Source organism: Jatrophihabitans fulvus (assembly GCF_054781375.1).
Map to the genome: position 1 here is coordinate 124,555 of NZ_BAAGUN010000002.1, position 12,067 is coordinate 136,621.

Annotated in this window: 12 protein-coding genes; 5 read left to right on the forward strand and 7 right to left on the reverse strand. The window is 72.2% G+C overall.

Annotation, left to right across the window (positions count from 1 at the left end; all coding sequences use genetic code 11):
• Positions 1 to 110: 110 nt before the first annotated feature.
• Complete coding sequence (locus tag ACYVP9_RS09130) at positions 111 to 2,849, reverse strand: glycosyltransferase (RefSeq protein WP_460604470.1); 2,739 nt, start codon at positions 2,847 to 2,849, stop codon at positions 111 to 113.
• A gap of 127 nt (positions 2,850 to 2,976) precedes the next feature.
• Positions 2,977 to 4,053 carry an alpha/beta fold hydrolase gene (locus tag ACYVP9_RS09135; protein ID WP_460604471.1) on the reverse strand — a complete coding sequence of 359 codons (1,077 nt, stop codon included), beginning with the start codon at positions 4,051 to 4,053 and terminating at the stop codon, positions 2,977 to 2,979.
• A gap of 89 nt (positions 4,054 to 4,142) precedes the next feature.
• On the opposite strand from ACYVP9_RS09135, the gene ACYVP9_RS09140 reads away from it, so the two are divergent.
• Genes ACYVP9_RS09140 through ACYVP9_RS09155 form a run of 4 tightly spaced genes read left to right on the forward strand, consistent with a single transcriptional unit; the run spans position 4,143 to position 7,916 of the window.
• Positions 4,143 to 5,207, forward strand: a complete 1,065-nt coding sequence (locus ACYVP9_RS09140; protein WP_460604472.1) for an HpcH/HpaI aldolase/citrate lyase family protein — start codon at positions 4,143 to 4,145, stop codon at positions 5,205 to 5,207.
• A complete protein-coding gene (locus tag ACYVP9_RS09145; protein ID WP_460604473.1) occupies positions 5,207 to 6,076 on the forward strand; it encodes an HpcH/HpaI aldolase/citrate lyase family protein in 870 nt (289 codons plus the stop codon). The genes ACYVP9_RS09140 and ACYVP9_RS09145 overlap by 1 nt, the downstream gene beginning before the upstream one ends.
• 36 nt (positions 6,077 to 6,112) lie before the next feature.
• Positions 6,113 to 7,375, forward strand: coding sequence for a magnesium transporter MgtE N-terminal domain-containing protein (locus tag ACYVP9_RS09150; protein ID WP_460604474.1), 1,263 nt, complete (start codon positions 6,113 to 6,115; stop codon positions 7,373 to 7,375).
• The gene (locus tag ACYVP9_RS09155) at positions 7,368 to 7,916 is read left to right on the forward strand and encodes a DUF1003 domain-containing protein (RefSeq protein ID WP_460604475.1); all 549 of its coding nucleotides are present in this window, start codon (positions 7,368 to 7,370) and stop codon (positions 7,914 to 7,916) included. Before ACYVP9_RS09150 ends, ACYVP9_RS09155 begins: the two co-directional genes overlap by 8 nt.
• On the opposite strand, the gene ACYVP9_RS09160 is transcribed toward ACYVP9_RS09155, so the two are convergent.
• The 3 genes from ACYVP9_RS09160 to ACYVP9_RS09170 are packed head-to-tail and all read right to left on the reverse strand — an operon-like array spanning position 7,893 to position 9,378.
• Positions 7,893 to 8,213, reverse strand: a complete 321-nt coding sequence (locus ACYVP9_RS09160) for an AzlD domain-containing protein (protein WP_460604476.1) — start codon at positions 8,211 to 8,213, stop codon at positions 7,893 to 7,895. The two genes, ACYVP9_RS09155 and ACYVP9_RS09160, sit on opposite strands and share 24 nt — an antisense overlap.
• A complete protein-coding gene (locus ACYVP9_RS09165) occupies positions 8,210 to 8,887 on the reverse strand; it encodes an AzlC family ABC transporter permease (protein ID WP_460604477.1) in 678 nt (225 codons plus the stop codon). The genes ACYVP9_RS09160 and ACYVP9_RS09165 overlap by 4 nt, the downstream gene beginning before the upstream one ends.
• A complete protein-coding gene (locus ACYVP9_RS09170) occupies positions 8,884 to 9,378 on the reverse strand; it encodes a MarR family winged helix-turn-helix transcriptional regulator (protein WP_460604478.1) in 495 nt (164 codons plus the stop codon). The genes ACYVP9_RS09165 and ACYVP9_RS09170 overlap by 4 nt, the downstream gene beginning before the upstream one ends.
• A 27-nt stretch (positions 9,379 to 9,405) precedes the next feature.
• Here ACYVP9_RS09170 and ACYVP9_RS09175 point away from each other — a divergent pair, with 27 nt between their 5' ends.
• Entirely contained in the window at positions 9,406 to 10,536 is a 1,131-nt protein-coding gene (locus ACYVP9_RS09175) for an Mrp/NBP35 family ATP-binding protein (protein WP_460604479.1), read from the forward strand.
• On the opposite strand, the gene ACYVP9_RS09180 is transcribed toward ACYVP9_RS09175, so the two are convergent.
• Positions 10,520 to 11,179 (reverse strand): SDR family oxidoreductase, encoded by a 660-nt coding sequence (locus ACYVP9_RS09180; protein ID WP_460604480.1) that lies wholly within the window; start codon positions 11,177 to 11,179, stop codon positions 10,520 to 10,522. The two genes, ACYVP9_RS09175 and ACYVP9_RS09180, sit on opposite strands and share 17 nt — an antisense overlap.
• Before the next feature lie 294 nt (positions 11,180 to 11,473).
• Positions 11,474 to 12,055, reverse strand: coding sequence for a Sec-independent protein translocase family protein (locus tag ACYVP9_RS09185; protein ID WP_460604481.1), 582 nt, complete (start codon positions 12,053 to 12,055; stop codon positions 11,474 to 11,476).
• Positions 12,056 to 12,067: the final 12 nt, after the last annotated feature.

A 12,067-nucleotide genomic window follows, 5' to 3' on the forward strand; every position in this document is an offset into this window, starting at 1 on the left:
AGACGCCGGAACATCTCGGCTATCGGCGTCGCCCCACGGCTGCTGAGCCGAACGGCCAGACGGAGGACCTTCGTCCTACGAACTGCCGTGACGCAATCCGGACGGACGGGTCAGGATCGGTCGAGCAGGCGCTTCTCGGCGGCCTTCCAGAGGTCGTTGCCGTTGACCCACTCGCGGCGCCACGGCTTCATCGGTCCGGCCCAGTGGGCGATCTTCGGCTTCGCCGAGAGGGTGTCGGCCGGCTCGAGCCGCGGGTGCCAGTTCCAGACGTCGGCCAGCTCGGCGCGGTGCGGACCGGCGTAGATGTTCAGCACGCCCTGGTCGTGCTGGCCGAACCGCTCGACGTAGGGCAGGAAGTTGCGGCAGAAGTCGTCCGCGCGCATGCGGTCGAGGTCGAGGACGAGCACGCCCGCGTTGAAGGTGTCGAAGTCGAACCGGTGGCGGCTGTGCGTGCGACGGATGAACTCGCGCGAGCGCTCCGGCGCGAGCCGCGGCGCGTACCGGATCCACGCGAAGAACTGGTGCAGGTAGCTCGGGTGCGGCGAGGTGCGCGCCGCGAGCGGGTGCCCCTGCAGGTCGGTGTCGGCCAGCTCGGCGAGGTCGGCCAGGCACAGCGCGTCGAGATCGTGGTGCACGATGCGCGGCACCTCGGGCAACAGCTCGGGCAGCAGCAACCGGTCCATGGTGGCCACCGTGATGTGCTTGATCATCGCGATGACCGGCCCGTAGTCGACGTCGTCGGTCGGCAGCCAGTGGAACGACACCGTCGGGAACAGCTCGGCCATGCGGCGGTAGTCGGTCTCGTCGTGGTCGCGGCACAGGACGTGCGCCCGGATCGGGCGGCTGGCGTGACGCACCACGGAGTCGAGGACGACGGCGAACTGCTGCTTGAGGTTGCCGTCGAGGGAGAACTCGACGTCGATCTCCGCGCCCGAGGGCGCGGGGGCGGTGCGCTCGATCGAGGTGGCGCGCTCGCGCACCTGCCGGCAGGCGGCGGCGACGTCCATCGCCGGCGGCTCGATGGGGCCGAGGCCGTGGAGTTTCTCCTCCGCGGCGGCGACGTCGGCCGCGCAGGCGTCGCGCCAGATGCCGTACACGTCGTCCTCGCTCTTGCCCGCGAGGATCGCGGTGAGCACGGTGTCGAGCTTGGCGAGGATGCCGTCGCGGACGGCGTCGAACTCGGCGTCGCTGAGCCCGATCAGGCCGTCGAAGCGCACGTTGGAGGGGTTCTTCGGGCGGAAGTCGACGTTCGCACCGATGGAGCGCGACGGAAGGTAGCAGTGCAGCCGCGAGGCGACCACGGTCTCGTACCGGTCGCGGTAGCCCTGGGTCTGCTCCATCGCCTCGCGCAGGTTGGCGGTGATCGAGCGGTCACGGACGGCCGGGAACTCCTGCTCGTACGTGTCGCCCGGACCGTCGGGCGCGAGGTCGACGAAGATGCGGCCCTGCGGGTGCGTGTCGGCGACCGGCGGGAACACGGTGTCGATGGTGGTCGTGATGCAGCCGGAGAAGAACGCCGGGACGCCCGCTGCGAGCAGCAGGTAGACCGTGTTCCAGTCGCGGCAACCGACAGGCGCATATCTGCGCAGGTACTCGATGAGCTCGTCCGTCAGCAGGGACGGGTTGTTGATGTGGAACGACACGAAGATCGGACGGATGTTCGGGTTGAACGGCAGGCCGAACTTCATGCGGAACGTGTTGTGCATGTACCAGCCGAACGCGAGCATCCAGGTGCCCTCGGGCACCGCGCAGTAGGCGGACGCGTCGCGCTGCACCTCGTACAGCCGGACGGTCGCGGCGTCGCCCTCGACGACCCGCTCGGGCTTCACGCGGCCCTGCAGCTCGGTGGCGAAGGCCGTGATGTCGTCGGCGCCCTCGCCGGCGGTGAAGCGGACGCCGCGGCGGCGGGCCAGGTGCCCGAGCGATGCCAGGGTCTGCACCGGGTCGCCGAGATTGATCGAGCTGCGGTGGCGGTCGGGCTGCTTGTAGTCGAGAACGCCGAAGGCGATCTCACCGGACGGCGCCGACGGCGCGGTGCGGGCGGCCTCGGCACGGCCGTACCACTCGCGCAGCCAGGCGATCTCGGTGCGGGTGGCACGCGAGGCCGGGGTCGTGCCCTTCACCGCCTTCTCGGCGCGGTCGAGCGCCCAGCGCGAGAGGTCCTCGTAGCCGGCGCTGAAGCTCGTCCGGGAGATGTCGAGCCACTGGGTGGGGGTGTCGAGCGGCAGGGTGCCGTCGCGCACCTCGCCCAGCAGCGCGGCCGCCCGCTCGGGGTCGCTGCGGAACCCGGCCCGGAAGTACAGGTGCGGCGGCATCACCGCCAGCACGTCGGCCGGACCGTGCCCCGCGACGAGCCCCCAGGCGAGGTCGGCGCCGCCGGCGCGGGTCTCGAGCACCGACTGGCAGGCGTCGCCGATCAGCCGCGTGCGCGGGTGCACTCGGAAGTACATCGCGACGGTGCGGGCGTGGCCGAGCTGGTCGGTGTCGAGCAGGCGTTCGATGCCGGTGACGGCGGCACGGCCCAGGCTGCCGGTCGCGAACAGCGTCGAGTAGAACGACTCGGGCAGCCACGGCACGTCCCGCTTGCGCGGGGCGGCCGCCAGGGCGGCCTTCTCGACCTCGGCGATGTCGGCGACGCTCGGCAGCGCGTCGCCGGTGCGGTCGGCCGCGAAGGTGCCGTACCGCTGCTGCAGGTTGTCGTACAGCTCGACGAGCCGGTCGGACGACTTGCGGCGGTCGACGACCCGGCGCACCGCGTTCTCGAGACGAGGATGGCTCTCCAGACGGGCTCGGGCGGCGTCGCGGACCCCGGGGGTCAGGACTCGGTCGAGGCGGTGGCGGACGCCCACGCGGTTACTCCCAGCAACAGACGACATGCCGCTCGGCCCGCGGGGACGGGGGGCGACAGGGCGCTGGCCAGCTTAACAGCGCCGCCGCCCGGTACCGGCGCGGCGCTGCGGTGCCGCTCAGCGGACGTCAGCCGGCCGCGGCCATCCGCTGCACGTCGCGCAGGAAGCCGGTGACGGCGGGCCACGTCGTGGTGGTCGCCTCCGGCCCGGTGAGCACGCCCAGGTGGCTGCCGGGCTCGAGCGCGTAGCGCACCGACCGGGCGCCGGTGAGCACGTCGCACGCGCGGCGCACCGATGCCGGCGGCCCGATGACGTCCGTCCGGCCCGCGACGATCAGCACGTCCTGGGTGACGTCCGCCAGCTCGACCCGGCGTTCGGCCGAGAGCTGCAGGTACCCGTCGTGCAGCTGGTTGGCCTGCACCGCGTTGCGGTAGAGCTGGGCGTAGAAGCGGCCGGGGTAGCCGGGCATCTGGCCGATGAACCGGTCGACCGCCTCGAGCCGTCCCATCGTCTCGGCGTCGTGCAGGTGGCGCAGCACGAACCACGGCTTGGTGATCTCGCGCCGCAGCGCCGTGAACCGGAAGCTGCCGCGCACCGCCCAGGACGGCAACCCGCCCGCGGCGCGGAACGTGGCGTCCAGGACCCGTCCGCCGGTCAGCGTGCCGACGGCCCGCAGCGGGGCGAGATACGGCACCGCCGCGTAGTCGATGGGCGTGCCGACGGCGGCGATCGAGCGCAGCGGCAGATCGGGGTTCGCCGCCGCGGTGAGCAGGGTGACGGTGCCGCCGAGGCTCCAGGTGACGACGTCGACCGGGCGGCGGCCGTGCCGGTCGGACACCCGGTCGATCGTCTCGGGCAGGATGCGGTCGATCCAGTCCTCGAAACCGAGGTGCCGGTCGGCGAAGCCGACCTCCCCGAAGTCGACGAGGTAGACCGGACGGTCGCCGGCGGCCCCGTCCGCCAGGTGGGCCACGAGGCTCTGTCCGGGCCGCAGGTCGAAGCACGAGGCGTGCACCGCGAGCGGCGGCACCAGCAGCACCGGGTCGCCGTCCAGGTCGTGGGGCGTGTAGCGGCGCAGCACCGCGTGCGGTTCGTCGTGCACGACGGTGGACGGTGTGGGGTCGGCGGGTTCGATGCCGTCGCCGACGTAGTGGCGCCACGCGTTGCCCACCCGCGACGTCATCCCGGTGGCGATACCCGTCATGCCGGCTCCCTGCGCGGTCGGCTGCCCTGGTGCGAATTCGACCACGATGCGGGGCGAGCGGCTCCGGCAGGGCGGTACGGTCCCGATCCATGCGCCCTGCCAAGGACTTCTTCACCCCGTTGGCCGTCGGAGCCCCGGCTCCGCTGCGGGAGATCCCGGCCCGCCCGTCCCGCGCGATCCACTTCTTCGACCCGAGCAACCAGAAGATGGCCGCGAAGGTGCCCGGCATGGTCGGCACCGTCGACGTGCTGCTCGGCAACCTCGAGGACGCCGTCAAGGCCGACAACAAGGAGGCCGCCCGGCTCGGTCTCGTCGAGATCGCGAAGGCGACCGACTTCGGCCCCACCCAGCTGTGGACGCGCGTCAACGCCCTCGACTCGCCGTGGGTGCTCGACGACCTGACGACGCTGGTCACCGAGATCGGCGACAAGCTCGACGTGATCATGGTGCCGAAGGTGCAGGGCGCCGAGGACATCCACTACGTCGACCGGCTGCTCGCCCAGCTCGAGGCCAAGGCCGGCCTGCAGCGCCCGATCCTCGTGCACGCGATCCTCGAGACGGCGCGCGGCGTCGCGAACATCGAGGAGATCTGCGGTGCCTCGCCGCGCATGCAGGGCCTGTCGCTCGGCCCCGCCGATCTCGCCGCCGACCGCCGCATGAAGACCACCCGCGTCGGCGGTGGCCACCCCGGCTACCTCGTCCGCCAAGACCCGACGGACGGGAACATCGAGGGCGAGCGCACCACCTACCAGCAGGATCTCTGGCACTACACGATCGCCCGCATGGTCGACGCCTGCGCGATGTACGGCATCTACCCGCACTACGGCCCGTTCGGCGACATCACCGACGTCGTCGCGTGCGAGGACCAGTTCCGCAACGCCTACCTGCTCGGCTGCGTCGGCGCCTGGAGCCTGCACCCGAAGCAGATCGCGATCGCGAAGAAGGTGTTCAGCCCGTCCGTCGAGGACGTGAAGCACGCCCGCCGCGTCGTCCAGGCGATGGGCGACGGCACCGGCGCCGTCATGCTCGACGGCAAGATGGAGGACGACGCGTCGACCAAGCAGTGCCTCGTCATGGTCGAGCTCGCCGAGCGGCTCGCCGAGGTCGATCCCGACCTCAAGGCGCAGTACGACGCGATCGAGCTGGACGCCTGATGGCCGGGTCCGAGTTCCGCGCGCGGCGGTCCGTGCTGTACATGCCGTCGTCCAACGCGAAGGCGCTCGAGAAGGCCAAGACGCTGCCCGCCGACGGCATCATCTTCGACCTCGAGGACGCCGTCGCGCCCGACGCGAAGCCGTCCGCCCGCGAGGCCGCGTGTGCCGCTGCGAGCAGCGGTGAGTACGGCAAGCGCGAGCTGACGATCCGCGTCAACGGCATCGGCACCGAGTGGCACGACGACGACATCGCCGCCGCGTCCCAGGCCGGTCCGCACGGCATCGTCGTCCCCAAGGTCAACAGTGCCGACGAGGTGCGCGCGCTGGTCGCCGCCATGGAGAAGGCCGGCGCGCCCGAGCACACGAAGCTCTGGGCGATGATCGAGACGCCGGTGGCGATCCTGTCCGCGCTCGAGATCGCGACCGCGTCCGACCGGCTCGCCTGCTTCGTGATGGGCACGAACGACCTGGTCAAGGAGCTGTTCGCCGAGCACGTCCCCGGCCGCGCGCCGGTGCTCACGTCGCTGTCGCTCGCGCTGCTCGCCGCGCGGGCGGCCGGCATCGCGATCCTCGACGGCGTCTACAACGACGTGAAGGATGCGGACGGCTTCGCCGCCGAGTGCGCGCAGGGCCGCGAGTTCGGCTTCGACGGCAAGACCGTCATCCACCCGAGCCAGATCGAGCCCGCGAACACCGCGTTCGCACCGTCGGAGAAGGCGGTCGAGGACGCCCGCGGGATCCTGCAGGCCTGGGAGGACGGCAAGGGTTCCGGCGTCGTCACCTACAACGGCCGCATGATCGAGAACCTGCACGTCGAGTCGGCGCAGCGGACGCTCGCGATCGCCGAGGCCGTCGCCGCGCTGGGCTGAGGCACCCGGGGACACACGCCCGGCTAACCTTCTGTGGTGAGTACCGACCGGGTCTTCGTGGCGAGGCTCGCCGGTATCGACGTCTTCGACCCGTCCGGCGACCAGCTCGGCAAGGTGCGCGACGCGGTGACCATGCTGCGCGCCGACCGGCAACCGCCGCGGGTGCTCGGGCTGGTCGTCGAGGTCGCGCAGCGGCACCGGGTGTTCGTCCCGATGGGACGGGTGACCCGGGTCGAGCCCGCGGCGGTCGTGCTCTCGTCCGGGACGATCAACATGAAGCGTTTCGAGCGCCGGCACCACGAGGTGCTGCTGCTCGCCGACCTGCTCGACCGCTCCGTGACCATGCGCGACACCGGCGCGCGGGTGACGATCGTCGACGCGGGCATGGAGACCAACCGTGCGCGCGACTGGGTCGTCTCGCGGCTGGCCGTGCGGACGGCCCCGGCGCGGCTCACCCGCCGCCGCGGACAGCTGTCGCAGGTCGAGTGGAACGAGGTCACCGGCCTCACGCTCGCCGACACCCAGGACCCGACCGAGCAGGGCACCGACGCCGTGCTCGCGATGCTCGCCGACCTGCGCCCGCCGGACGTCGCCGCCGCGCTCGGCGACATGACCCCGAAGCGCCGGCTCGAGATCGCGATGGCCCTCGACGACGAGCGGCTGGCGGACGTCCTGCAGGAGATGTCCGAGGACGACCAGGTGCTGCTCGTCAGCCAGTTCGCGGACGACCGCGCCGCCGACGTGCTCGAGGCGATGGACGACGACGACGCCGCCGACCTGCTCGGTGAGATGGCGGCCGCCGACCAGCAGCGCCTGCTCGAGCTGATGGAGCCGGAGGAGGCCGAGCCCGTCCGCCGGCTCATGACGTACGCCGACTACACCGCGGGCGGACTGATGACGTCCGAACCGGTCGTCATGACCCCGGACGCGACCGTGGCCGAGGCGCTCGCCCGCGTGCGCGACCCGGAGCTGTCCCCCGCCGTCGCCGCGCAGGTCTATGTCGTCCGCCCGCCGCAGGCGACGCCGACCGGACGGTTCCTGGGCACCGCGCACATCCAGCGGCTGCTGCGCGAGCCGCCGTCCGCACTGGTCTCCGGGGTGTGCGAGAAGGACACCGGCGCGCTGCGTCCGGACGCGACCATCGACGAGGTCACACGGCACCTCGCGGCCTACAACCTCGTGGCGGCCCCGGTCGTCGACGAGCACGAACGGCTGCTCGGCGCCGTGTCGGTCGACGACGTGCTCGACCACCTGCTGCCCGAGAACTGGCGCGACGACCGGGAGACGGCCGGTGGCTGAGCGCCGACGTCCGGACCGGACACGTCTCGACCAACCGCGCACCGGGTCGCGCGGGCCGAACATCCGCTTCGACGCGGAGGCGTTCGGCAAGCTGACCGAGCGCATCGCCCGCTTCCTCGGCACCGGTCGCTACCTGGTGATCCAGACCGTGATCATCATCCTGTGGCTGGTCTACAACACGCTGCCCGGGGTGCCGCACTTCGACCCGTACACCTTCACGTTCCTGACCCTCGTGCTGTCGTTGCAGGCCGCCTACGCCGCCCCGCTGATCCTGCTCGCGCAGAACCGGCAGGACGACCGTGACCGCGTCAACCTGGATGCCGACCGCGAGGAGGCGCGGGAGTCGAAGGCCGACCTCGAGTACCTGGCCCGCGAGCTCGCCGCGATCCGGCTCGCGCTGGGCGAGGTCGCGACGCGCGACTTCCTGCGCTCGGAGATCCAGCGGGTCGAGGAACGCATCGACGGGCAACCCTCGAAACCGTCCAAGAAGAAGAAGCGCGACCCGGAACTCGAGCAGTCAGCCGAACGCCAGGCGCAGTAGCGCCGCGACGACAGCGGCGGCGAGCACGACGACGAGGAACGGCGCCCGCCGCCACACCGCGAGCGCGCCGGCGGCGAACCCGGCGAGGCGCGGGCCGTCGATGTCGATGTGCCGCCCGTCGGCAACGGCCTGCACGACGACGAGCGCGGCGAGCAGGGCCACCGGCAGCAGCTCCACGACCCGGCGCACGGCGGGCCGGTCGAGCACCGACGCGGGCACGAAGAACCCGGCCGCCTTCTCGGCGTAGCAGCCGGCGACGACGGCGCCGACGAGCAGCCAGGTCGACTGGGTGGTCACGCGCGCCCCCGTCCGAACGGACCCGTGGCGAGCAGCAGCGCCGCGCACGACGCGAGCACCGGCACGCCCGGCGGCGTGACCGGGATCAGCGCCGCGGCGATCACGGCGCCCGTCACCGCGATGCGCTTCTCGAGCCGTCCTGCCCGCAGTCGCGGGGCCAGCAGGGCGAGGAACGCCGCGGGCACGACCGCGTCGAGGCCGTAGTCACGCGGGTCGACGACCGATCCCACCAGCGCCCCGGCGAGGGTGGTCAGGTTCCAGAACGTGAAGACGCCGCCGAAGGTCCACCAGAACGCGGTGCGGCTGTCGCGCGGGTCGTCGCGGGCGACGGCCATCGCGGTCGACTCGTCGATGGTCCCGTGGGCGGCGAGCAGGCGCCGCCACCCCCGGACGCGCAGCAGCGGCGCGAGCCGCATCGCGTACAGCGTGTTGCGCGAGCCGAGCAGCAGCCCGCCGGCCAGCGCGGCCCCGAACGACCCGCCGCCCGCGACCACACCGACGACCGCGAACTGCGTGCCACCGGTGAAGGCGAGCAACGACAGCAGGCAGGTCTGCAGCACGTCCAGGCCGGACGCGACCGAGGCGGCCCCGAACGCGAAGCCGTAGGCGCCCACGGCCACGCCCACACCGAGCGCGTCCCGGACGACCGGATCGCGCCACGGACGGGCGGTCACCCGGGGGCGATACGGCCGAGCAGCGAGCCCAGCGTCCGCAGCTCGTCGTCGCTGAAGTGCGACAGCCACGTGTCGCGCACACCCGTGAGGTGGATCGGCGCGACGCGGCGCAGCGCCTCGAAGCCCGGACGGGTCAGCACCGTGAACGTGCCGCGGGCGTCGTCCGGAGCGGGTTCGCGGCGGACGTAGCCCTCGCTCTGCAACCGGTCGACGAGGCGGGTGAGGCCGGAGCGCGACAGCAGCACACGGTCGGCCAGTTCGGCCATGCGCAACCGGTGGCCGGGGGCCTCGACCAGCTGCAGCAGCACGTCGTACCAGGCCAGTGGCACACCCGTGTCGGCCAGGTCGCGCTCGAGTGCCTTCATCACGGTCGCGTGGGAGCGCAGGAATTCGCGCCACACGGCAAGGCGCCAGTCGGACGGCCGCAGCGGCTCGTGCCGCGTGACGGACGTCGCCTGCGCCTCATCCCCGGCGGGAGGCTGCAAGTCCACCCGCAGATCGTACGTACCATCGGTGACGTGGTTCAGCCTGCCGACGCCGACGTCCGCGCCGCTCTCGCGACGGTCGACGATCCCGAGATCCGTAAGCCCGTCACCGAACTGGACATGATCGAGTCCGTCGTCATCGCCGGCGACGGCCGTGTCGGGGTGAAGGTGCTCCTCACCGTCCCCGGATGTCCGATGAAGGCCGAGCTGACCCGCGCGGTGACCGAGGCCGTCTCGAAGGTCGACGGCGTCACCGGCGTCGACGTCGAGCTGGGGGTCATGACCGAGGAGCAGCGCAAGGCGCTACGGTCCAAGCTCACCGGCGACGCCCCCGCCAACGAGATCCCGTTCGCCCAGCCGGGGTCCCGCACCCGCGTGTACGCGGTCGCGTCCGGCAAGGGCGGGGTCGGCAAGTCGTCGGTCACCGTCAACCTGGCCGTCGCGCTGGCGCAGCAGGGCCTGTCGGTCGGCGTGGTCGACGCCGACATCTACGGCTTCTCGATCCCCCGCATGCTCGGTGTCACGACGAAGCCGACCCAGGTCGACCAGATGATCATGCCGCCCGTCTCCCACGACGTGAAGGTCATCTCGATCGGCATGTTCACGCCCGGCAACACCGCGGTGGTCTGGCGCGGACCGATGCTGCACCGGGCCCTCAACCAGTTCCTCGCCGACGTCTTCTGGGGCGATCTCGACGTCCTGCTCATGGACCTGCCGCCCGGCACCGGCGACATCGCCATCTCGGTGGCACAGCTGATCCCGTCCGCCGAGCTGCTCGTGGTGACCACGCCGCAGCTGGCCGCCCGCGAGGTGGCCGAGCGCGCCGGGTCGATCGCGCTGCAGACCCACCAGCAGATCGTGGGCGTCGTCGAGAACATGAGCTGGCTCGAGCTGCCCGACGGCAACCGGATGGAGCTGTTCGGCTCCGGCGGTGGGCAGGCCGTGGCCGAGTCACTGGCGACGTCCACCGGCACGAACGTGCCCCTGCTCGGTCAGATCCCGATCGACCAGCGGGTGCGCGAGGGCGGCGACGCCGGAACGCCGGTCGTGCTGGCCGATCCGGACGCTCCCGCCGCGGTCGCGCTGCGCTCGGTGGCCGAGACGCTCGCCGCCCGCTCGCGCAGCATCGTCGGACGGTCGCTGGGCCTCACGCCCGTCCGCTGACGGCCTGCAGGGCGGCGTCGATCGCGTCGTCGCCCGACACCAGCTCGAACTGCGTGCCCGCGGTCGCCGGCGTCTCGAGGCAGGCGACGACCACGGCGGCGACGTCGTCGCGGGGCACCTGTCCGCGCCCGGTCGCGTCGGCGATGCGCACCCGTCCGGTGGCGGGATCGTCGGTGAGGCCCCCGGGCCGGACGATCGTCCAGTCGAGGTCCCGCTCGCGCACCGCGGCGTCGGCCTCGCTCTTGGCCCGCAGATAGATCTGGAAGACGTCGTCGGAATCGGCGTCGAAGTCGTCGGCCGCCATCGCCGACACCATCACGTAGCGGCGCACGCCGGCCGCCACCGCGGCGTCGGCGAGCAGGACCGCGCCGTCGCGATCGAGGGTGAGCTTGCGTGCCGCCCCGCTGTTCGGCCCCGCGCCGGCGGCGAACACCACGGCGTCCGCCCCGCGCACCACGTCGGTGACCGCCCCGACGGTGGTGGCCTCGAGGTCGAGCAGAGCCGCCTCCGCCCCGTTGGCCACCACGTCGGCCTCGTGATCGGGGTTGCGGATCAGCCCGACCGGGTCGTGTCCCGAATCGGCCAGGCGACGTTCGAGCAGCTGGGCGATCTTTCCGTGTCCTCCGGCGATGACGACTCTCATGCCTTGGGCGTGCCCACGGGTGGGCCGCCCATCACCGGCCCGAGGTGGCCTCCGCGACGCGACAGCGCCCGGACCGTTCTGCACCGACCGCGGGTGTCCCTCTCGAAAAGAATTGAGACCGCTTCACGAGACCGCTTCACGAGACCGCTTCACGAGACCGCTTCACGAGACGGTCTCGTGAAGCCCACTCGTGAAGCCCACTCGTGAAGCCCACTCGTGAAGCCCACTCGTGAAGCCCACTCGTGAAGCCCACTCAATTGTTTGATGGAGACGTGCTCCCGCACCGGCCGGGCGTCAGGTGACGTCGTCGCCGTACGTGGACGTCGGTGGCGCGGCCGGGCGGGGCCGGGGGCGAGGACGCTCCCCCGGTGCCCTGGTCACCGCGGCCGAACGGGCAGCTGCGGCGGGGCGGGCGGCCGGCTTGCTCATGTCGAGCCGCCCGTCGGACGACGCGCCGGCGCCGTTGATCTGCTTGGGCGCGCCGTTGACCTTGCGCAGCGCCGGGGGCTCGGAGTCGTCGTCCGCGTCGACCCACGAGCGGCGGGCGTCGCGGAACGCCTCGCGGGGGTCGGCCGCGCGCAGGGCGTCGCGGTCGTCGTCCCCGAAGATCATGTTGCGCATCTGGCCCCGCGGATCGAGGCGGGCCAGGTCGTCGTCGTCGCCGAAGACCATGCGGGTGACGGCGGTGCGGGGGTTCAGGTTGCGGAAGTCGACGTCGGCGAACTCGGGCCCGAGCTCGTCACGCAGCTGCTGCCGAGCCCCGGTGGCGAGCTCGCGCAGCGTCTTCAGCATGCGGGCGCCGTCCTTGATCAGGCCGGGGAGTTTCTCGGGCCCGATCACGACCACGCCGACGATGGCGAGGACCAGGATCTCCATCGGCCCGAGATT

Excerpts from the sequence above, each read along its gene's own strand:
- ACYVP9_RS09135 (WP_460604471.1), bottom strand. The coding sequence starts at position 4,053 with ATGACGGGTATCGCCACCGGGATGACGTCGCGGGTGGGCAACGCGTGG.
- ACYVP9_RS09140 (WP_460604472.1), top strand. The coding sequence starts at position 4,143 with ATGCGCCCTGCCAAGGACTTCTTCACCCCGTTGGCCGTCGGAGCCCCG.
- ACYVP9_RS09145 (WP_460604473.1), top strand. The coding sequence starts at position 5,207 with ATGGCCGGGTCCGAGTTCCGCGCGCGGCGGTCCGTGCTGTACATGCCG.
- ACYVP9_RS09180 (WP_460604480.1), bottom strand. The coding sequence starts at position 11,179 with ATGAGAGTCGTCATCGCCGGAGGACACGGAAAGATCGCCCAGCTGCTC.
- ACYVP9_RS09185 (WP_460604481.1), bottom strand. The coding sequence starts at position 12,055 with ATGGAGATCCTGGTCCTCGCCATCGTCGGCGTGGTCGTGATCGGGCCC.